The organism is Pseudomonas sp. Cab53 (assembly GCF_018325965.1).
GTDB classification, from domain to species: domain Bacteria; phylum Pseudomonadota; class Gammaproteobacteria; order Pseudomonadales; family Pseudomonadaceae; genus Aquipseudomonas; species Aquipseudomonas chlororaphis_E.
The window spans coordinates 5,780,953-5,800,562 of the sequence record NZ_AP021902.1; the positions used below are offsets into that span (position 1 = coordinate 5,780,953).

At 64.2% G+C, this 19,610-nt stretch carries 18 protein-coding genes and 1 pseudogene; 6 read left to right on the plus strand and 13 right to left on the minus strand.

What is annotated here, in order from left to right; genetic code table 11:
- Positions 1–21 precede the first annotated feature (21 nt).
- The 3 genes and pseudogenes from KI241_RS25425 (at position 22) to KI241_RS25435 (ending at position 4,058) form a co-directional block, all read left to right on the plus strand.
- Positions 22–1,104: a hypothetical protein gene (locus KI241_RS25425; protein ID WP_042729532.1), complete on the plus strand. Its 1,083-nt coding sequence runs from the start codon at positions 22–24 to the stop codon at positions 1,102–1,104.
- A 55-nt stretch (positions 1,105–1,159) separates the two neighbouring features.
- Positions 1,160–1,970, plus strand: a pseudogene (locus tag KI241_RS25430) (transporter substrate-binding domain-containing protein); the annotation flags it as partial.
- A gap of 228 nt (positions 1,971–2,198) precedes the next feature.
- On the plus strand, positions 2,199–4,058 hold the full coding sequence (locus KI241_RS25435) for a DEAD/DEAH box helicase (RefSeq protein WP_212803117.1): 1,860 nt from the start codon (positions 2,199–2,201) through the stop codon (positions 4,056–4,058).
- Positions 4,059–4,333: 275 nt separating this feature from the next.
- On the opposite strand, the gene KI241_RS25440 is transcribed toward KI241_RS25435, so the two are convergent.
- The 3 genes from KI241_RS25440 to KI241_RS25450 form a co-directional block, all read right to left on the minus strand.
- A complete protein-coding gene (locus KI241_RS25440) occupies positions 4,334–4,927 on the minus strand; it encodes a YceI family protein (protein ID WP_042729529.1) in 594 nt (197 codons plus the stop codon).
- 32 nt (positions 4,928–4,959) lie between these two features.
- The gene (locus tag KI241_RS25445; protein WP_042729528.1) at positions 4,960–5,511 is read right to left on the minus strand and encodes a cytochrome b; all 552 of its coding nucleotides are present in this window, start codon (positions 5,509–5,511) and stop codon (positions 4,960–4,962) included.
- 216 nt (positions 5,512–5,727) lie between these two features.
- On the minus strand, positions 5,728–7,488 hold the full coding sequence (locus KI241_RS25450; protein ID WP_212803118.1) for a flavin monoamine oxidase family protein: 1,761 nt from the start codon (positions 7,486–7,488) through the stop codon (positions 5,728–5,730).
- Positions 7,489–7,736: 248 nt separating this feature from the next.
- Between KI241_RS25450 and KI241_RS25455 the strand changes: the two genes are divergently transcribed.
- Complete coding sequence (locus tag KI241_RS25455; protein WP_212803119.1) at positions 7,737–9,143, plus strand: adenosylmethionine--8-amino-7-oxononanoate transaminase; 1,407 nt, start codon at positions 7,737–7,739, stop codon at positions 9,141–9,143.
- 197 nt (positions 9,144–9,340) lie between these two features.
- Positions 9,341–10,060, plus strand: coding sequence for a 16S rRNA (uracil(1498)-N(3))-methyltransferase (locus tag KI241_RS25460; RefSeq protein WP_042731354.1), 720 nt, complete (start codon positions 9,341–9,343; stop codon positions 10,058–10,060).
- A 132-nt stretch (positions 10,061–10,192) separates the two neighbouring features.
- Here KI241_RS25460 and KI241_RS25465 read toward each other — a convergent pair whose 3' ends face one another.
- The gene (locus KI241_RS25465; RefSeq protein WP_212803120.1) at positions 10,193–10,810 is read right to left on the minus strand and encodes a hemolysin III family protein; all 618 of its coding nucleotides are present in this window, start codon (positions 10,808–10,810) and stop codon (positions 10,193–10,195) included.
- Positions 10,811–10,955: 145 nt separating this feature from the next.
- Between KI241_RS25465 and KI241_RS25470 the strand changes: the two genes are divergently transcribed.
- Positions 10,956–11,870: a LysR substrate-binding domain-containing protein gene (locus tag KI241_RS25470; RefSeq protein WP_042731356.1), complete on the plus strand. Its 915-nt coding sequence runs from the start codon at positions 10,956–10,958 to the stop codon at positions 11,868–11,870.
- Positions 11,871–11,978: 108 nt separating this feature from the next.
- Here the strand turns inward: KI241_RS25470 and madM are convergent, their stop codons facing one another.
- From madM to mdcA, 9 genes are all read right to left on the minus strand, one after another.
- On the minus strand, positions 11,979–12,743 hold the full coding sequence (madM, locus tag KI241_RS25475; RefSeq protein ID WP_042731367.1) for a malonate transporter subunit MadM: 765 nt from the start codon (positions 12,741–12,743) through the stop codon (positions 11,979–11,981).
- A 5-nt stretch (positions 12,744–12,748) separates the two neighbouring features.
- Positions 12,749–13,141, minus strand: a complete 393-nt coding sequence (madL, locus tag KI241_RS25480) for a malonate transporter subunit MadL (RefSeq protein ID WP_042731357.1) — start codon at positions 13,139–13,141, stop codon at positions 12,749–12,751.
- A 67-nt stretch (positions 13,142–13,208) separates the two neighbouring features.
- Entirely contained in the window at positions 13,209–14,129 is a 921-nt protein-coding gene (gene mdcH / locus KI241_RS25485; RefSeq protein WP_212803121.1) for a malonate decarboxylase subunit epsilon, read from the minus strand.
- Positions 14,126–14,749, minus strand: a complete 624-nt coding sequence (locus tag KI241_RS25490) for a malonate decarboxylase holo-ACP synthase (RefSeq protein ID WP_053147225.1) — start codon at positions 14,747–14,749, stop codon at positions 14,126–14,128. Before KI241_RS25490 ends, mdcH begins: the two co-directional genes overlap by 4 nt.
- A complete protein-coding gene (gene mdcE, locus KI241_RS25495) occupies positions 14,743–15,546 on the minus strand; it encodes a biotin-independent malonate decarboxylase subunit gamma (RefSeq protein WP_042731360.1) in 804 nt (267 codons plus the stop codon). The genes KI241_RS25490 and mdcE overlap by 7 nt, the downstream gene beginning before the upstream one ends.
- A complete protein-coding gene (locus tag KI241_RS25500) occupies positions 15,543–16,394 on the minus strand; it encodes a biotin-independent malonate decarboxylase subunit beta (protein ID WP_042731361.1) in 852 nt (283 codons plus the stop codon). Before KI241_RS25500 ends, mdcE begins: the two co-directional genes overlap by 4 nt.
- Positions 16,387–16,686 (minus strand): malonate decarboxylase subunit delta, encoded by a 300-nt coding sequence (locus tag KI241_RS25505; protein WP_042731362.1) that lies wholly within the window; start codon positions 16,684–16,686, stop codon positions 16,387–16,389. Before KI241_RS25505 ends, KI241_RS25500 begins: the two co-directional genes overlap by 8 nt.
- Positions 16,686–17,561: a triphosphoribosyl-dephospho-CoA synthase gene (locus KI241_RS25510; protein WP_042731363.1), complete on the minus strand. Its 876-nt coding sequence runs from the start codon at positions 17,559–17,561 to the stop codon at positions 16,686–16,688. The genes KI241_RS25505 and KI241_RS25510 overlap by 1 nt, the downstream gene beginning before the upstream one ends.
- Positions 17,561–19,231, minus strand: a complete 1,671-nt coding sequence (mdcA, locus tag KI241_RS25515; RefSeq protein ID WP_042731364.1) for a malonate decarboxylase subunit alpha — start codon at positions 19,229–19,231, stop codon at positions 17,561–17,563. The genes KI241_RS25510 and mdcA overlap by 1 nt, the downstream gene beginning before the upstream one ends.
- Between the last annotated feature and the right edge of the window lie 379 nt (positions 19,232–19,610).

Sequence of the window (19,610 nt, forward strand, 5' to 3'; positions counted from 1 at the left end):
ACACCTGAAGGATTGCAGTAGATGCTCAACGGTCAAAGGTTAAAGACCCCACAACTGATCTACCTGGTCTATGGGGCCAAGACCTATCACCAGGAAGCCTTGTTCAGCATCGCCAGCGCGTTGGCGGGCCTGCGCAAAACCCCCGGCGAAGCCTTGGATATCCAGGTATTCACCGACGATCCGGCACCGTACGAAGGCCTGCCGGTGCGCTTGCGCCTGCTGGACGACGAGACCCGCAAGGCCTGGATCGAGCCCCACGGCTATCATTTCCGCGCCAAGCATGTGGTGATGCAAAAGGTGCTTGAAGAAGCCGAACTGGCCCTGTTGATCGACACCGACACCTTCTTCCATTGCTCACCGCTCGAATTGTTCCGCCGTATCCAACCCGGCACCTTGCTGTGCAATGCCGTCAACCTGAGTTATGGCGCCAACAAGGATTCGTTGCTGTACGTGACGCTGGCGGACATCCTGCGTGAGCGCCGGCTGGCGGACGACAGCATGCCCCAGTTGAATTCGGGGGTCATCGGCCTCTACCACACGGAAGCGTCGGTGCTGGACCGCTCGATTGCACTGATGGATGAGCTCTTTCCCCTGGCACAAGGGGCCTACACCCTGGAAGAGTTCTGCCTGGCGGTGGCGGCCTACCGCTCGGTGCAACTGCGCGAATGCCCGGACCTGATCCATCACTATTGGAGCCGCAAGCAGCTGTTCCGCGCCAAGACCAAGGCCTGGCTCGACAAGCACCATGCCGCGCCCACCTGCCAGCAGGCGCTGGACGAAACGGCGCAGGTCACCACCGCTCTGCCCCGCCCTCCGGCGTTCCAACGCCTGGCCTACAAGTTCGTCACCCTGGCGCTGCCCGCCCATAAACGGCAATTCATGCGCGAGATCCTCTACGGCTGCTACCGCCATACCAACCAGTTCGATCAGGCTTGCGCCCCGGTCTGGTGGGAAAAAGCCCTGGAAAACGTCGAAGATCGCCTTAAAAAACCACTGGAAGACCACGAACTCAAGCGCTGGCTCAATCATCCGCTGATTCGCCTGGTGCTGGGCGAGCGCCGCGAGGTCATCTATGCGCACCTGATGCAGGCAAAAGGCGACTGAGGCCCAGGCCAGAGCACTCTAGCTATTTGATGAGCTCTCGTCGTAACCTCAGGGCATGCCCGTCATTACCCAGCTACTGACAGCCTTAATTCTCATGTGCCTGAGCATTGCCGCTCGGGCAGAGAAGTTGCGCATTGTCACTGAGCCCTGGGCGCCGTACGTGTACGAAGAAAACGGCAAGCGCCTGGGCCTGGACTACGAAACCACGGCCATTGTGTTCAAGCGCCTGGGGATCGACGTGGAATGGCAGTTCCTGCCCTGGAAGCGTTGCCTGGCGATGCTGGAGCAAGGCCTGGCGGACGGCGCGCTGGACATTTTCCACAGCGACGAGCGCGATGCCACGCTGCTGTACCCCAGCGAGCCGCTGTCGGACGTGGAGTTCGTGATGTTCTACGCCAATGCCCGCCCCCATCCCTTTCGTACACTCGACGACCTCAAGGGCCTGACCGTCGGCACGTCACCCGGCTATCTCTACAGCCAGGCCTTCAGCGAATCGAACCTGTTCAAGCGCGAAACCGCACCCACCCACGAAGCCAACTTCGGCAAGTTGCAACTGGGCCGGATCGACCTGCTCATCACCGATCGCCGGGTCGGCCGCCATGTGCTCGAGCAGATGCAGCTCGGCGACCAGATCACCGAGAACCCGACGGTCGTCAGTCGTCAGAGCCAATACCTGGCGGTGCGACGCAACGCCGGCATGGACCTGCTGGTGCAACGTTTCGGCGCCGAACTCAAGCGTTTCAAGCGCGAACCGGCCTATGCCGAACTGAGCGCCCGGTACGGCGCAGGCCCGATGGCCCAGGTCATGCCGTCGGCTGCGGCCAACGCCGAAATACACCGTTGAGCAGCAGGAAAGCAGCGCACGGCGTTTGCTCTGTTATACTCCGGCCTTCCCGCCAGGCTCACGCCCGGACGCCCGGTCTTGCAAAAGGTCTCCCGACACCGCTACAGCGCAGCTTTCAGCCCCGCGCGAGCCGTATCCGGACCCACCTTTAAGACCCGGCAGGACCGGACGGGATGACATTTATTGACCGTCATTCGCGCCAGGCAAGACTATCCCATTGGGCCAGGCCCTCACTAAAACAGGATTACTCATGTCCTTTGCTTCCCTCGGTCTCTCCGAGGCTTTAGTCGGCGCCATCGAAGCCGCCGGCTACACCGAGCCTACCCCGGTGCAACAGCGGGCCATTCCCGCCGTGTTGCAAGGTCGCGACCTGATGGTCGCGGCGCAGACAGGCACTGGTAAAACCGGCGGTTTCGCCCTCCCGATCCTGGAGCGGTTGTTTCCCAACGGTCACCCAGACAAATCCCAGCGTCATGGCCCGCGCCAACCGCGCGTACTGGTCCTGACCCCGACCCGCGAACTGGCGGCCCAGGTCCACGAGAGCTTCAAGATCTATGCCCGTGACCTGAAGTTCGTCAGCGCCTGCATCTTCGGCGGCGTGGGCATGAACCCGCAGGTCCAGGCCATGTCTCGCGGTGTCGACGTGCTGGTGGCCTGCCCCGGCCGCCTGCTGGACCTCGCCGGCCAAGGCAGCGTCGATTTGTCCCACGTGGAAATCCTCGTGCTGGACGAAGCCGACCGGATGCTCGACATGGGCTTCGTCCATGACGTAAAGAAGGTCCTCGCCCGCCTGCCCGCCAAGCGCCAGAACCTGCTGTTTTCGGCGACGTTCTCCAAGGACATCACCGACCTGGCCGGCAAGCTGCTGCACAACCCGGAACGCATCGAAGTCACGCCGCCCAACACCACGGTCGAGCGCATCGAGCAGCGAGTGTTCCGCCTGGCAGCCAGCCACAAGCGCGCCCTGCTGGCGCACCTGATCACCGCCGGCGCCTGGGAACAGGTCCTGGTGTTCACGCGCACCAAGCACGGCGCCAACCGCCTGGCCGAATACCTGGACAAGCATGGCCTGCCGGCCGTGGCGATCCATGGCAACAAGAGCCAGAACGCCCGCACCAAGGCCCTGGCCGACTTCAAGGCCGGTGAAGTGCGCATCCTGGTCGCCACCGACATCGCCGCCCGCGGCCTGGACATCGACCAGTTGCCCCACGTGGTCAACTTCGAACTGCCGAACGTCGATGAAGACTATGTGCACCGTATCGGCCGTACCGGCCGGGCCGGTCGTTCGGGCGAGGCGATCTCCCTGGTTGCGCCGGACGAAGAAAAGCTGCTCAAAAGCATCGAGCGCATGACCAAGCAGAAAATCGCCGACGGCGACCTGATGGGTTTCGACGCCAGCACCATCGAGGCCGAGAAGCCTGAAGTGCGTGAACGTCCGGACGTGCGCAACCCGCGCAATGCCCGTGGCCCACGGGGCGACGGTCCGAATGGCGGTGGCGGTGGTGGTGGCGGTCGCAAGGACAAAGGCAAGGACAAGGGCAAGGAAAAATCCGCCAGCAACGGCCGTGGCGAACGCCCGGCCCGTGAGCAGAAGCCCCGTGAAGGCAGCCCAGCCCGCGAGCAGCAGCGTCCGGCCCCACGCGCCGCAGCCGATCGCGCCCCGGACGAGTTCCTGGACGACGATATCGACAACTTCGGTAACCGCGTCGACTACGTACCGCAGCAAAAGCCCGCCCAAGGCCGCGGCCGTCGCCCGGGTGCTCCGGCACAAGGCGCAGGCGCAGCACGCAGCGGCCAGTCGCAGGGTCGCCAGAACGGTCCGCGCAACAGCAATGGCTCGTCCACCGGCACCCCGCCAGCCAAGCGCAACGGCCCACGCAACGGTGCGCCCCGTGACGGCCAGGCACGCCGCGAAGACTCCCGCCCTCGCCGCCCGGCCCGTGACGACCAGTCTCGCCAGGAACCGGCCGTACAGAACCCACGTGGCAACCAGCCGAAGATCATGCACAAGGAGTCGAAGATCGATCGTTTCCCGACGCCTGAGCAGCTGGATCAACTGCCGAGCCGTCCACGAGGCGAGAAACCGGCCTTGCTGACCCGCAATCGCTGAGTTTTTCCGTGCCGTAGAAAATGCCCCTTGGTCTCGCGATCAAGGGGCATTTTTGTTGAAGCCTCACACACATTCCTGTGGGGCACATCCTAATGTGGGAGCGGGCTTGCTCGCGAATGCGCACTGTCATTCAACATCTGTGTCTACTGGCCCACCGCTTTCGCGAGCAAGCCCGCTCCCACAGAGGTCAGGGGTCGTTTGCAGCATATTCATACGGCCATAAAAAAACGCCCCCGACCGCAAGGCCGGGGGCGTTTTTTTGTCAGGCGCGAAGATTACTTCGCTTTGACACCTTCAAACGAAACGTACAGCTCGACCACATCGGACGATGGGCCCAGGTCTTTCTGTTTGCCGAAGTCCGAGCGCTTGATGCTGGTGGTGCCTTCGAAGCCGGCACGGTAGCCGCCCCATGGGTCCTTGCCTTCACCCAGGAAAGTGGCCTTGACCACGACTGGCTTGGTCACGCCCAGCAGGGTCAGGTCGCCGGTGACGTCGGCCGTTTCCTTGCCATCAGCGTTCTTGCCGGTGGACTTGACGCTGGTGGAGACGAACTTGGCGTCGGCGAATTTGCCCGCGTTCAGGAAGTCGGCACTGGCGATGTGCTTGTCGCGCTCGGCGTGGTTGGTGAACACGCTGGCGGTGCGGACGTTGAACTCGATCTTGCTGTCTTCAGGCTTGGCGGCGTCGAAGTTGAACTTGCCGTCGATGTCCTTGAAGGTACCGGTGATGTAGCTGTAGCCCAGGTGGCTGATCTTGAAGTCGACGAAGGCGTGCTGACCTTCCTTGTCGACTACGTAGTCGGCAGCCATGGCCTGGCCGGCCAGCAGGGTGGAACCGATTGCCAGGGCGGCGAGCGTCTTTTTCAACATGCTTTCTATTCCTTTGGAGTCGAGGTTGAACATCAGGCTTGGCGCCCCAGCATGCGCTTGAGGGTCGCGTCACGGTCGATAAAGTGGTGTTTCAATGCTGCCAACGCATGGAGGCCGGAGAAAATGACCAGCGCCCATGCCAGGTACAGGTGAATCAGGCCGGCGACGTCTGCCTGGTCAGGCAGTCCAGACACCAACGCGGGTACTTCGAACAGGCCAAACACCGGGATCCCGACACCGTCTGCGGTGGAAATCAGGTAACCGGCAATCATCACGGCGAACAACCCGAGATACAGGGCACTGTGGCCGAGCTTGGCGCCGACGCGGGTCAGGCGACCATAGCTGGGCAAGGTCGGTGGCGGCGGGCTGACAAAACGCCAGAGCACCCGCAGCAGCATCACCGCCAGCAGCACCAGGCCAATGCTCTTGTGCAGGTCCGGCGCGTCTTTGCGCCAGGTGCTGTAGTAATCCAGGCCGACCATCCACAAGCCAAGCGCGAACAAACCGTACACCACCAGCGCAACGCCCCAGTGCAAAACGATACTGACCCAGCCATAGCGAGAAGAAGAGTTGCGTAGCTGCATTGCTCATATCCTGTAAAAACTGCGACCAAGACTAGCGAGTTATCTATCGATTTAAAGCGGAAAATTTCGCTTTGAAATATCGAGAAATACGATCATCAGTGTGGGTGGAGCGGGTTAAGAAAAGATTAAAGCTAATACGCTGTGTGGTATTGGGTAATCCCCAGGCAAAAAAAAGCGCGGCTGATACGCCGCGCTTTTTTGGTTCACCCCGAGTCGTTACTGAGCCTTGGTCTCAGCCGGTGTGGCCGTGGCCGGCTTGGCCGCCGGTTTTTTTGCCGGTGCGGATTTCTTCTCCGGCGCTTTTTTCGCCGGCGTTTTCGCCGCAGGCTTCTTGGCAGCCGGCTTGGCGGCGGCCTTCTTCGCCGGTTCAACCTTGGCCGGGACCGCAGGCTTCGGCGCTTCCACCGGAGCCGGGGCCGGCGCCGGCGCGGGAGCAGGCGCCGGGGCGGGTGGCGCTACCGGTTCCGGTGCCTTGACCGGCTCTGGCTTCTTCTCGTCGTCCGAACCACCGAACAGATTGGTGAAGAAGTTGCCCTTCTTCGCCGCCACGGCGCCCGCGGCTGCGGCTGCGACCGGAGCTACCTTGGCCGGCTCGAACGACTTGCCCGCTGCCAGGTCTTCCACCTGGCTGGCCGCCCGTTGACCGCTGCGCAGCGCACCTTCGAGGGTGCCTGGGTACAAGGTGTCGGTGTGCTCGCCGGCAAAGGCTACGCGTTGCAACGGTTTTTCCCACAGACGCCAGTACTTGCTGATCTGGCCCGGGCCAAAGGCCAGGTAGGCGCCGCCCATGGACGGGTCGGTGCTGTAGCGACGGATTTCATAGCCGGTGAACGCGCCACGGGCCTGTGGGTAGAACGCGTGCAGGCGAATGAGCACCTGGTCGACCATCTGCTTGTCGCCGAAGGCCTGCATCACCCGGGCGTTGTCGCCAGACAGGTTGATGACCACATTGGCGCCGCCCTTCAAGGCCGGCTCGATCCACATCATGCCCAGGCCGGTGTTGCTGTAGATCTCGCCGGACATGCGCGCCTTGCTGTCCCACACCGGGGTCTTGAACTTGAGCATGATCTGGTCGCGCCAACCGTAGTTGGTGCCTTTGATCGCGCCCTGGTGCTGGGCGTCGAGGGCCGGGGTCAGCTGGATCTTGTTCAGCGCCCGCAGGGGCACGGCCAACACCACGTAGTCGGCCTGGTAGCCGACGCTGCCGACCTTGACGGTCACGCCGTCCTTGTCCTGGGAAATCGCCGATACCGGCGAGTTGGTCTTGATGGTCTTCAGTTGCTTGACGAACGCCTGGGCCAGGACCGGGCTGCCACCGAGCAGGCGCGAAGCCCGCAGGTCGCGGTCGGACACACCCCGGTAAACGCGGTTCTGCTGTGCGAAATACAGCAGCGACAGGCGCGAAGGTTCGTCATAACGGGTACGGATTTCCTGGTTCACCAGTTGCCGCGCGGTGGCGGGCAGTTGCAGGCGGTCGAGCCAGTTGGACACGGTGATCTGGTCCAGGGCGTGCAACGTGTTGGTGGCGGCCGGGTTCTGCGGGTCCTCGATGGAGCGCGCCAGGTCGTCCAGGGTGGTTTCGTAGCGCTTCAGGGCTTCGGCGGTGGCCGGCTGCTTGGTCGCCAGGTCCGCGGCCGTGAAGTAGGTGCCGTCGATCAGGTAGCTGGGGGTGCGCACGAACTCCGGGGCCGGCGTGGTGCTCAGCTTGAAGGTCGAGACGTATTTGTTCAGCACCGGCTGGGTCTTGTCATTGCCGATCCATTCACTGGTGGCCATGCCCGAACGGCCGCCCAGGTCCTGCTTGGCCTCCAGCAGCGTCACGGCCCAACCCTTGTTCTGCAGCTCATAGGCCGCCGTCAGCCCCGCCAGGCCGCCACCGACGACGATGGCCGTCGGTTGTTTGTCCTTGGCCAGCGCCGAAACGCTGAACAGCCCTATCATCACCAGCGCACAGGCGCGCAGCCAACCAGCAGACATTCAGCGAACTCCGGATTAAAACGTAGGAAATTTCAGTTGTTCGAGCCAGACGGCTCTCGGTCTTGCGAGCCAGTCGGCTCAGGGAACGGCGAAGAATACGTCAGCCATCAAAACGCCGCCAGCGACGTCTATCGCCTCGGCCAAAGTAGCGGGAATGACACAATGGGTTGTCCGCGCGGCCACCATTGCATAGGCTTGCGCGATTGTTTTGCCCGCGCCCGCCGCGAGCCGCACCGAGGAGACTGTAAATGGGCCTGAATGACCAGTGGATGCAACGCGACCTCGCCGTGCTGTGGCATCCCTGCACCCAGATGAAAGACCACGAACAGCTGCCGCTGATCCCGATCAAGCGCGGTGAAGGCGTGTGGCTGGAAGACTTCGAGGGCAAGCGCTACCTCGATGCCGTCAGCTCCTGGTGGGTCAACGTGTTCGGCCACGCCAACCCGCGCATCAACCAGCGGATCAAGGATCAGGTCGATCAACTGGAGCACGTGATCCTCGCCGGCTTCAGCCACCAGCCGGTGATCGAACTGTCCGAGCGCCTGGTCAAGCTCACGCCTGAAGGCCTGACGCGGTGCTTCTACGCCGATAACGGCTCGTCCTGCATCGAAGTGGCGATGAAGATGAGCTTCCATTACTGGGTCAATCGCGGCCGGTCCGACAAGAAGCGCTTCGTCACCCTGAGCAACAGCTATCACGGCGAAACCATCGCGGCGATGTCGGTAGGCGACGTGCCGCTGTTCACCGAGACCTACAAGGCGCTGCTGCTCGACACCCTCAAGGTGCCGAGCCCCGATTGCTACCACCGGCCCGAGGGGGTGAGCTGGGAAGCGCATTCGCGCACGATGTTCGCCGCCATGGAGCAGACCCTCGCCGAACATCACGATACGGTCGCGGCGGTGATCGTCGAGCCGCTGATCCAGGGCGCCGGCGGCATGCGCATGTATCACCCGGTGTACCTGAAACTGCTGCGCGAAGCCTGCGATCGCTACGACGTGCACCTGATCCACGACGAAATCGCCGTCGGCTTCGGGCGCACCGGCACGATGTTCGCCTGTGAGCAGGCCGGCATCACGCCGGACTTCCTGTGCCTGTCCAAGGCCCTGACCGGTGGCTACCTGCCGCTGGCGGCCTGCCTGACCACCGACGAGGTCTACAGCGCCTTCTACGACGACTACCCGACCCTGCGGGCCTTCCTGCATTCCCACAGCTACACGGGTAATCCACTGGCCTGCGCGGCGGCCCTGGCGACGCTGGATATCTTCGAGCAAGACCAGGTCATCGACAACAACCGGGCCCTGGCCCAGCGCATGGCCAGCGCCACCGCGCACCTGGTCGATCATCCGAATGTCGCCGAAGTGCGCCAGACCGGCATGGTGCTGGCCATCGAGATGGTCAAGGACAAGGCGAGCAAGACCGCCTACCCCTGGCAGGAACGGCGTGGCCTGAAGGTGTTCCAGCATGCCCTGGAGCGCGGGGCGTTGTTGCGTCCGCTGGGGAGCGTGGTGTATTTCCTGCCGCCGTACGTCATCACCCCGGAGCAGATCGACTTCCTGGCCGAAGTGGCCAGCGAAGGCATCGACATTGCCACCCGAGACACGGTCAGCGTGGCGGTGCCGAAGGACTTTCATCCGGGCTTCCGGGATCCGGGCTAAACGCTGGGCTATGTTGAAACTCTGTGTGGCGAGGGGATTTATCCCCGCTGGGCTGCGCAGCAGCCCCAGATGCGTCCAACGCGTTTTGCCTGAAACCCACCGGGATCCGCCTTAGGGCTGCTTCACGCAGCCCAACGGGGATAAATCCCCTCGCCACAGAAACCGCATCGCACCGTTAACTTTTTCAGAGATTCAACATGAGACTGTCCCGCTTCTTCATCGACACCCCCCTGAGCCTCGGCGACCACGAGCTGCCCGAGGCCCAGGCGCATTACATCGGCCGGGTGCTGCGCATGGCAGAGGGGGATGCGGTGCAGGTGTTCGACGGCTCGGGCCAGGAGTTTCGCGGTAGCCTGGCCGAAGTCGGCAAGAAGCGCGTGCGGGTGCAACTGGACGAGCAGTTCGCCGGGCAGCCTGAATCACCGTTGCGCATTCACCTCGGCCAGGGCTTGTCCCGGGGCGAGCGCATGGACTGGGCCATCCAGAAAGCCACGGAACTGGGCGTCAGCGAGATCACGCCGATATTCAGCGAACGCTGCGAAGTGCGCCTCAAGGACGAACGCGCCGACAAACGCCTGCTGCACTGGCGCCAGGTGGCGATCAGCGCCTGCGAGCAATGCGGCCGTTCGACCGTGCCGGTGATCCATGCGCCATTGCTGCTGGCCGATTGGCTGAAGCAGACCGAGGCCGAACTGAAACTGGTGCTGCACCCGGTGGCCGAGCCGCTGGTCAGCCATGCCAGGCCATCGACGCTGGCCTTCCTGATCGGCCCCGAAGGCGGGTTGTCCGAGGGCGAAGTCGAACAGGCCAAGGCCGCCGGCTACCACGCCGCCCGCCTCGGCCCTCGCGTGCTGCGCACCGAAACCGCGCCGGTGGTGGCGCTGGCGGTGGCGCAGCAGTTGTGGGGGGATTTCTAACCACCTGCGGCCACTGAGGAACCCGTGTGGGAGCGGGCTTGCTCGCGAATGCCATGGGTCAGTGACATCGATGTTGGCTGACCCACCGCTTTCGCGGGCAAGCCCGCTCCCACACGGGTTCGGCGGTGTTTGTCAGAGTACATAACGCAGAATCGCCACGAAGTGCAGCAGGCTGCCGGCGATCACGAACAGGTGCCAGATGCCATGGGCATGGCACAGGCGTTTATCGAGGGCGAAGAAAATGATGCCCACGGTGTACAACACGCCGCCCGAGGCCAGCCAGGCGAAACCGGTGCTGCCCAGGGCCGCCAGCAGCGGCTTGACCGCCACCAGCACGATCCAGCCCATCACGGCGTAGATCACGATCGACAGAATCCGCGCCTCGGATCGTGGCTTGATCTCCTGCAGGATCCCGATCAGCGCCAGCCCCCAGACGATCCCGAACAGGCTCCAGCCCCACGGCCCGCGCAAGGTCACCAGGCAGAACGGCGTGTAGCTGCCGGCGATCAGCAGGTAGATCGAAAAATGATCGACCTTCTGCATGATCTCTTTTCGGCGCCCGCGCACGCTGTGGTAGACCGTCGAGGCGCTGTACAGCACCAGCAGGGTAAACCCGTAGATCGCCACGCTGACGATCTTCCAGGGATCGCCGGTCAGCGCGGCAATCACCACCAGCCACACACCACCGATAAAGGCCGCAATGGCCCCGACCAGGTGGGTCCATGCGTTGAGTCGTTCCCCGTGATACATCGATTTCTGACCCTCCATGATGAAACAGGCGCCAAGGCTCAACCCTGTGGCGCAAAAGTGCAATGGTTTGCTTCTCGGCGAAGAACACTCCGTGGCATCAGATCGATTGAGGCACAATCGGATGACACGAATAAGAGTCCGCCCCATGCTGATCGACGAAGAATTGACCCTGAAGAAACTCGAGGTGTTCCTGGCGTTCATGCGCACCGGCAACCTGGCGCGGGCGGCGGTTGAGTTGCAGACCAGCAACGTCAGTGTGCACCGGGCCATTCACTCGCTGGAGAGCGCCCTGCGTTGCCCGCTGTTCAAGCACGAAGGTCGCAACCTCACGCCGCTGGAAAGCGCCTACGTGCTGGAGGAACGGGCCCAGAAGCTGATTCAGGACGTGGTCGAAAGCGTGCGCCTGACCCGTGAGGCCGCCGGGTTCTCCGCTGAGCGTTTCAAGCTCGGCTCCCTCTACTCACTGACGGTCAAGACCGTCCCGCAACTGATCATGGGCCTGAAGATCCGCCGCAGCGAACTCAACATCGACCTGATCATGGGCTCCAACATCGACCTGCTGTACAAGCTCAAGAACATGGAAGTGGACGCGATCCTGGTCTCGCTGGACGACAGCGTCAACGACCCGGACTGCGAGCACATCGCGCTGTTCTCCGATGACATTTTCCTCGCCACGCCGGCCGACTCACCGTTCGCCCAGCGCAGTGAGGTCGACCTGGCCGAGGTCCGCGACGAGACGTTCATCACCCTGACCCAGGGGTTTGCCACGCACCAGGACGGCATCCGGGTGTTCAGGCAGGCGGGGTTCGAGCCGAAGGTGGCGATGCAGGTCAACGACATCTTTACCCTGCTGAGCATGGTCAGCTCGGGCGTGGGCTATGCGTTGCTGCCAGGCAGGATCGCGGCGGTGTACGAGAACCGGGTGAAACTCATCCCGTTGCAGGACAAGTACCGATTGCAACAGCACATCGGCGTGGTGTTCCTCAAGGCCAAGGAGCGCGACCCGAACCTGCTGGCGTTGCTCGCCGAGTGCCGGATGTACGCCAATCGCCAGGGTTGAGACCCCGCGGACTTCTTCGCGAACAGGCTCGCGCCCACAAGATCCCAGGGCCTCTCGATCAAACGTGGGGCGAGCCTGCTCGCGAAGGGGGCGCCCCTGCCAACCGAACTACCCCAACAGCCCTCGCATGATCAAAAACAGTACCGAGGGACCCAGCAAGCAACCCAGCGCGGTATAGAACGCCGCCGTCAGACAACCATAGGGCACCAGCTTCGGATCCGTGGCTGCGAGCCCGCCCGCCACGCCACTGGAGGTCCCCATCAAGCCGCCGAAGATCACCGCGCTGCGTGGGTTGTTCAGGCCGATCAGTGGCGCCACGAACGGCGTCGCCACCATGACCAGGATCGCTTTGATCAAGCCTGCGGCAATCGACAGTGCCATCACCTCGGAACTGGCGCCGATGGCTGCGCCGGTCACGGGGCCGACGATGTAGGTGACCGCGCCTGCGCCAATGGTAGTCAGGCTTATCGCGTCGGTATAACCGAAGGCCATCGCCACCCCAACACCGGCGATGAATGATGTCCCGACGCCGACGAACAGCGCCAGCACTCCGACGAAACCGGCACGCTTGAGTTCTTCGATGTTCACGCCGAACGCAGTGGCGACGATGGCAAAGTCGCGCAACATCGCGCCGCCCAGCAGGCCGATGCCCGAGAGCAATGGAATGTCCACCACCCCTTTCTGTCCCCCGGTCATCGCGCCGCCAATGTACGACAGCACCAGCCCCAGCAGTATCGCGATGGCTGAACCATGCAGGCGACCCTTGGTGAATGTGTTACTGATCCAGTACGACACCCACATGGTGATGCCGACAATCGCGAAACCGCTGATCAGGCCGTAGCCGGTGATGACCTTCATCAATGACTCGTACATGGCGATCACCCTACCGTTTTCACGCAGGTGTCGGCTTCAGGCCCCTTGTTGCCGATGCGCACCAGCACCGGCACCATTGCAAAGGCAATCACCACCGCCAGAGTCCCCGCCAGGATCGCCATCGGCCCGCCCTTGAGGGCACCGTAGACATTCTGCTGGGCTGCCATTGCCACAACGATGGGAATGTAGACCGCGCTCCAGAATTCCACCCCGGCCTCGGATTTGCCCTTGAACAGACCACGCTTGCCCAGGTAGCTGCCCAGGCCGATCAGCAACAGCATTGCAATGCCGACCCCGCCGACATTGGCCGGCACGCCGATCAACTTACCCAGCAGTTCACCGATGAAAATACCCGTCAGGGTACAAAAAGCCAGAAACGCCACGCCGTAAATAATCATTGTTGTAGTCCTCAAAATGCATCGTCGAAGTTGTTGTTTTTGTGCTTCGCCAGCTTGAGTCGGTGGTCTAGGGTTGGCGGCGTCCCTCCTCTGCGAGCAGCGTCTGCAGGGTATCGAGCCGGGCACCGTCATAGGCCATGACCGTGCCCGACTCGAATACCCGGCGTGACAGCCCGGTCAGCACCGCACCGGGTGGCAGCTCGATCTGCAGCCGCACACCGCGTTCATAGGCACTTTGCACCGTGCCGCGCCAATCGACGACACGGCACATGTTGAAGGCCAGGTCGTCACGCAAGGCCTGCGGCGCGATGACCAGCCGGGCACGGCTGCCGCTCAAGTAACCCAAGGCCGGGGCTTGCAGCGGTACATCGGCAAATGCCTGGGCCAACGTTCGCGCCGGGGCCTCCAGCAGCGGGCAATGGGACGGCACGCTCACCGCCAGGCGACAGGCCTTGCCGGCGCCCTGGCCGCGCGCATGCCTGGCGACGGTGGCCATGGCCTCGTCGCTGCCGGCGATGACCACCTGGTTATCGGCATTGATATTGGCCAGGTAGACCGGCGTGCTGTCGCTGTGCACTTGCGCCAGCAAGCCTTCCACGGCGGCGAGGTCCAGGCCGATGATGGCGGTCATGCCATAGCCCTGTGGGTACGCCTGCTGCATCAACTCGCCCCGAAGGCTGACCAGCCGCAGCGCATCCTCGAAGCCCAACGCACCCGCCACCACCGCCGCCGGATAGGCACCGATGGACAACCCCGCCACATAATCCGGTGCCGGCGCCTGCTCCAGCAATCGACGGGATGCCGCCACGCCGGCGATCAACAGGCACAACTGCACGGCGCGGGTCGATTGCAACGCCTGGGCGCTGTCCAGTTGCAGCACGTCTTCACCGAGCACTTCGCTGGCCTGTTCCAACCACTGCGGCGCCAGGCCGTGGAGCATGCCTGCCCGCTGCGCGCCCTGGCCCGGAAACACCAAAAGGCTGCTCATGCCACCTGCTCCAGCGCCGGCTGCCAGGGATTGCTCACCAGTCGGGCCTGGTGGTCATCCTTGAGCAGGACCCGGCGCGACGACCCCGCCCACTCCCGCAGCGCCACGGCGCCGAAGGGCGTTTGCAGCTGCATGTCCACCCCGCACGCCGAGTCCTCCAGGTCCGCCAGCAACGCCTTGGCCCGCTGGCGTTCCAACGGTTGTGGCGTGCGCAGAATCAGGTCCAGGTCGCTGCGCGCATGCAGGGCCTCGACCCCACTGGCAAGCTCGAACCCGGCGCTGCCGCTGATGCCCCAGCGCCAGCCGCAGGCATCGAGCAGCGGCCGCAGACGGGACAGCGCTCGCAGGGCCGGCAGGTCGCGAGCGGAGTGGGCCTGGCACAGGTCTTCCGGGCGAACCCGGCGCAGGATCGCCGCCAACGGCATCGACGTGGCATAACGTTGTTCCCGGGCCCGACCACGAATGCCCACCGCCACCCACCCCGCCGGGCTCAGTGCCCGTCGTACCACCACCGGGTGCCCGAGACCGAGGGCTTCGCTCGCCCAGGCGGGTGCATCCAATGGCAACTGCGCCGGGGTCATCCCCCAGAGCAGGTCGTGGGCCAAGAAGGTGCTCACCACTGCTCACTCAGCAATTGGCGAACATGGCTGGAAGCGGCGCGATGGGGCGCCCCAAGGCGACTGCGCAAATCCCGAGGCGCCCCGCCGACATGCTTGATCGCCTGTTGCAGGCAGTCGGCAACCCGGGCCAGATCGGTCACCGAGGGCTGTTCGATCTGCTCGACCGACAAGGTTTCCCAGAGCAATCCCAGGCTGGCAAAGCTGTCGATGTCATAGGCCATCGGCGGCACGCTGGCGGCCAGTGCTTCCAGTTCTTCGACACTGCGCAGGGTCACCCGCGCCGCCGACGCCTTGCCCATGGCGTGGACCATCACCCCCGGATCGCGCAGCGCAATCAACCGGTTCGCCTGGTAGCCGTGGGCCAGGAACGCCCCAGACATCGCCTTGCCCACCAGCAGGCCGATCACCGGGTGCCCGGCCAGGCGGGCACGGGCGTAACTGTCCGCCGCCCCCGCCAGGGCCTGATGGATGCCCAGGGCTTCTTCCCGGCGCCCATAAGCCTGGCTGGGCACATCGACAATGGCGATCAGCGCCCGCTTGGCGGACGCCTGGCGGTCGGCCTCGATGGCGTCGTCCACCGCCTTGGCCAGGCCCCAGCCCTCCAGCAAACCGACCTCGCCGTTGCGCGCACGGGGAAAACGGTTGTCGGGGTCGGCCACGACCGCCAACAGGCGCACGGCCTGTTCGCCCAGCGTCGTGTCGACGACTTTCACCGAAGCAGGCAATCCCGACAGCGGCTCGGCACCGCCGCTCAAGGCTTCGAACCAGCGCAAGCCTCTCAATGAATACGAACTCATGGGCGTTCTCCCTGATACAACTGGCGAACCGCGGCCGGTTCGATCTGCGCGTGCGTGTCCAGGCGAGCCAGGCGTTGCAGGAACAGCCCGGCCTGGCCGCTGCGGTGCTGGGCAGGTACGCCCAGGTGCAGCAACTGGCTGACCTGTTGGCGAATCTGTGTCACATCATCGGCGCTGTAGCGGTCCACCAGCCCGGTGGCAAAACGCTGTTCGCCGCCGGTCAGGCTCCAGATGAAGGGGCGGTCGCGGGAGTCGTACTCGTCGAGCCCGGCCTCCTGCTCGATCACCTGCGGGCCGTTCAGGCCCAGCCGGGCCTCCTGGGTCACCAGCAGGTAACTGCACAACCCGGCGGCGATGGACATGCCGCCAAAGCAGCCGACGCTGCCCGCCACCACGCCCACCACCGGCTGGTACTGGCGCAGGTCGACGATCGCCGAGTGGATCTCGGCAATCGCCGCCAGGCCCAGGTTCGCCTCCTGCAAGCGCACGCCGCCGGTTTCCAGCAGCAGCACGGCGCGGGTCGGAATGCCACGACGGTTGTCCTCGGCAGCCAACTCCAGCGCACCGGCAATCTTCGCCCCACCGACCTCGCCGAGGCTGCCGCCCTGGAACGCGCCTTCGATCGCGGCGATCACCACCGGCAGGCCGTCGAGCGAGCCCTTGGCGATCACCACCCCGTCGTCGCTTTGGGGCACCACGCCTTGTCGCAGCAACCAGGGCGACATGACCCGCTGGAACGGGTCGAGCAACTCGCGAAACGTACCGGCATCGAGCAAGGCTTTCGCCCGCTGCCGGGCACCGAGTTCGACGAAGCTGTGCTTGTTGAGCAACGCTGCGCTGTCAGTCATGACCGATCTCCTCGAAGCCTTGTTCCAGGCGCAGGCGTACCACCCCCGGGGTGGCGCCGAAATCGTGGATGTCGATGGCCAGCGCGGGAGGCGTCTGGCCGTCGAACATCCGGGCGAACAGATGTTGCCAGCGTTGTTCGCTGCCATTGACCGAGGTCTGCACCTGGATGGTCAGCTTGCCGGCCAGCCCCGGCTCGATCAGCACTTCCAAGTCGCCCGAGCCGACACAGCCCACCAGGGCACGCCCCCGTGGCGGCTGCCCGGCGGGGAATTCAAACATTAAGGTTTGCATCAGAAAGCTCCCTGGATGAGGCCGTCACCCGATTCGATACGGTCGACGAACAGGCAGGCGGCGAGCAGGTCGGCGGCACCGCCGGGCGAGGCGTTCAAGGCGATCAGTTGTTGGTCCAGCCCGTGCAAGCGGCGGCGACCGTCGAGGCTGGCGCTGCCGCCGGCGTCCAGCACCGCCTGGGCGCCAGTCTGCATGGCCTGCAAACCGGGCTCGCCGGCGCGGTACAGCACGCAGGTGTCCGCCAGTTGGGTCATGATCGCCAGCAAGGCATCGAGCCGGGCGTTCTGTTCGCCGTGCCCTTGGGCGCGGCTGCATCTGAGTTGCGGCAGGGCCCGCTGCGTGATCGAAGGAAAACCAAGCTGCGCTTCTTCCCTGGCGCCGCGGGCGCCGTAGCGTTGGGCGACTTGGGCGCCATGGCTGAGGGGCCTTGGCGCATAGCGATCGTCTAGCAACGCCAGGCGCGCGGCGCGCAAGGTGACCGCGCCGGCCGTAGCGGCTTGAGGTGCCAGCGCAGCCGCGGCCACCAACAGGCCCAGCGCCCAGATCGCGCCACGATGGGTGTTCACGCCACCGGTGGTGGCAAGCATTGACGCTTCCCCTTCCCGTCCGATCCGCCCGAGGGCTTCGCGCAGCGGCAGGCCGATTTCACCGAACTCGATCGCTGCTTCAGCCATTTGCTTGAAAGCCGGCCACAAGGCCAGCGCCGAGGCGTGCATCAGGCCGAGGTGCAGGTCGGTGTGGGCGCCGTTGCCACGTCGGTCCACCAGCGCCGGTTTGGGCGACAGGTCCGCTTCGTCGATCAGCGCGTCCACCGCCAGGTCGGCCAGTCGGTCGGCCAGGCTCAGGGTTTTCGGTTGCAGGTTGAATGCGAGCATTACCAACTCCTGAATTTGGCGGGCGGGTTGTAGAGGCCACCGGACCACTCCACCAGATCGGCCACGCTCTTGGCGGCGAGCCATTGGCGGGTGGCGTCGGTGCGGCGAATGCCGAGGTCTTCGGGCAAGGCGATCAAGCCCTCGCGGCGCATGCGGGCGGTGTCCTTGGGGTTGTGCCGCAGGCCGATGGCGGTGACGCCGGCCACGGCAGCGATCATGGCCTGGCGCTCTTCCAGGGAACGGGCCTTGTACAGGTAGGCGATGCCTTCCTCGGTGAGCAGGTGGGTGACGTCGTCGCCGTAGATCATGATCGGCGCCAGGGGCATCCCGGCTTTCCTGGCCACGTCCACCGCATCGAGGGTGTCGACGAAGGTGGGCTTGCCGCCTTCCTGGAAGGTCTCGACCATTTGCACCACCAGCTTCTTGCCGCGTTCGAGCAATGGCGCCTCGCCGTCGCCATGGCGCATGTCGAGCCAGGCCGGCGTGCCATGTCGACGACCACGCGGGTCGTGGCCCATATTCGGTGCCCCGCCGAAGCCGGCCAGTCGCCCTCGGGTCACGGTGGAGGAATGGCCGTCGCCGTCCACTTGCAGGGTCGCGCCGATGAACAGGTCCACCGCGTATTGCCCGGCCAGTTGGCACATCATGCGGTTGGAGCGCAGCGAGCCGTCGTGGCCGGTGAAGAACACGTCCGGCCGGGCGGCGATGTAGTTTTCCATCCCCAGCTCGGTGCCAAAGCAATGCACGCTTTCGACCCAACCGCTTTCAATGGCCGGGATCAACGTCGGGTGCGGGTTGAGGGTCCAGTTGCGGCAGATCTTGCCCTTGAGCCCGAGGGATTCGCCGTAGGTCGGCAAGATCAGCTCGATCGCCGCGGTGTTGAAGCCGATGCCGTGGTTGAGGGACTGGACGTTGTGTTTCTCATAGATCCCACGGATCGCCATCATCGCCATCAAGACGTGCACCGGCTTGATGTGACGCGGGTCGCGGGTGAACAGCGGCTCGATATAGAACGGCTTGTCGGCCACCACCACGAAATCCACCCAGGACGCCGGGATATCCACCCGCGGCAGGTCGCTGACGTCGTCTACCAACTGATTGACCTGGACGATGACGATGCCATCGCTGAACGCCGCCGGTTCAATCAACGCCGGGGTGTCTTCGGTGCTCGGGCCGGTGTAGATGTTGCCGGCGCGGTCGGCCATGAAGCCGGCCGAGAGCACCACGTTGGGAATCAGGTCCACCACCAGCCGGGCGTAAAGCTCGATGTAGGTGTGGATCGCGCCGACTTCCAGCAGCCCGTCTTCGAGCAACTGGCTGATGCGCAGGCTCTGGGTGCCGGCGAAGGAAAAGTCGAGCTTGCGGGCGATGCCGCGTTCGAACAGGTCCAGGTGCTCGGGCCGGCCGACGCTGGGCATGATCATGTGCAGGTCGTGCAGCTTCGAAGGATCGGCCTTGGCCAGGGCGCGCGCGAGGAAATCCGCCTGCTTCTGGTTATTGCCCTCCAACACCACACGGTCGCCTGGCAGGACCAGCGCCTCCAGCGCCGCCACGATCTTGTCGGTGGGCAACACCACACCGTCGGCCAGCCCCTTCACCAGCCCGAGACGCCGCTGCTTTTCGCCGCGCCGCCGCGTCCAGCGCGAGTCGGGGGATATTGTTGTTGTCATGACCACTCCACGGGTTCGCTGTCGTGGGGCTTACCTTAGGAGCGATGGTGTCAGGGCATCAATCAAGCTCGATGGTAGATCGTTACGCTTGGCGTAATGATCGAGCACAACCCTTGTGAAAGGCGGTTTGAGACACGGCGCCAGCCCTCGTGGGAGCGAGCTTGCTCGCGAAGACGGCGGCACGGTCAACATTATCGGTGACTGACATATCGCTTTCGCGAGCAAGCTCGCTCCCACAGCGAGGGATGGCGGGCTGCTTGAAATTGAGACTCAGCGCCGGACTTTGTGGGAGCGGGCTTGCCCGCGAAGGCGGCGGCACGGTCAGCATCATCGGTGACCGACACGCCGCTTTCGCGAGCAAGCTCGCTCCCACAGGATG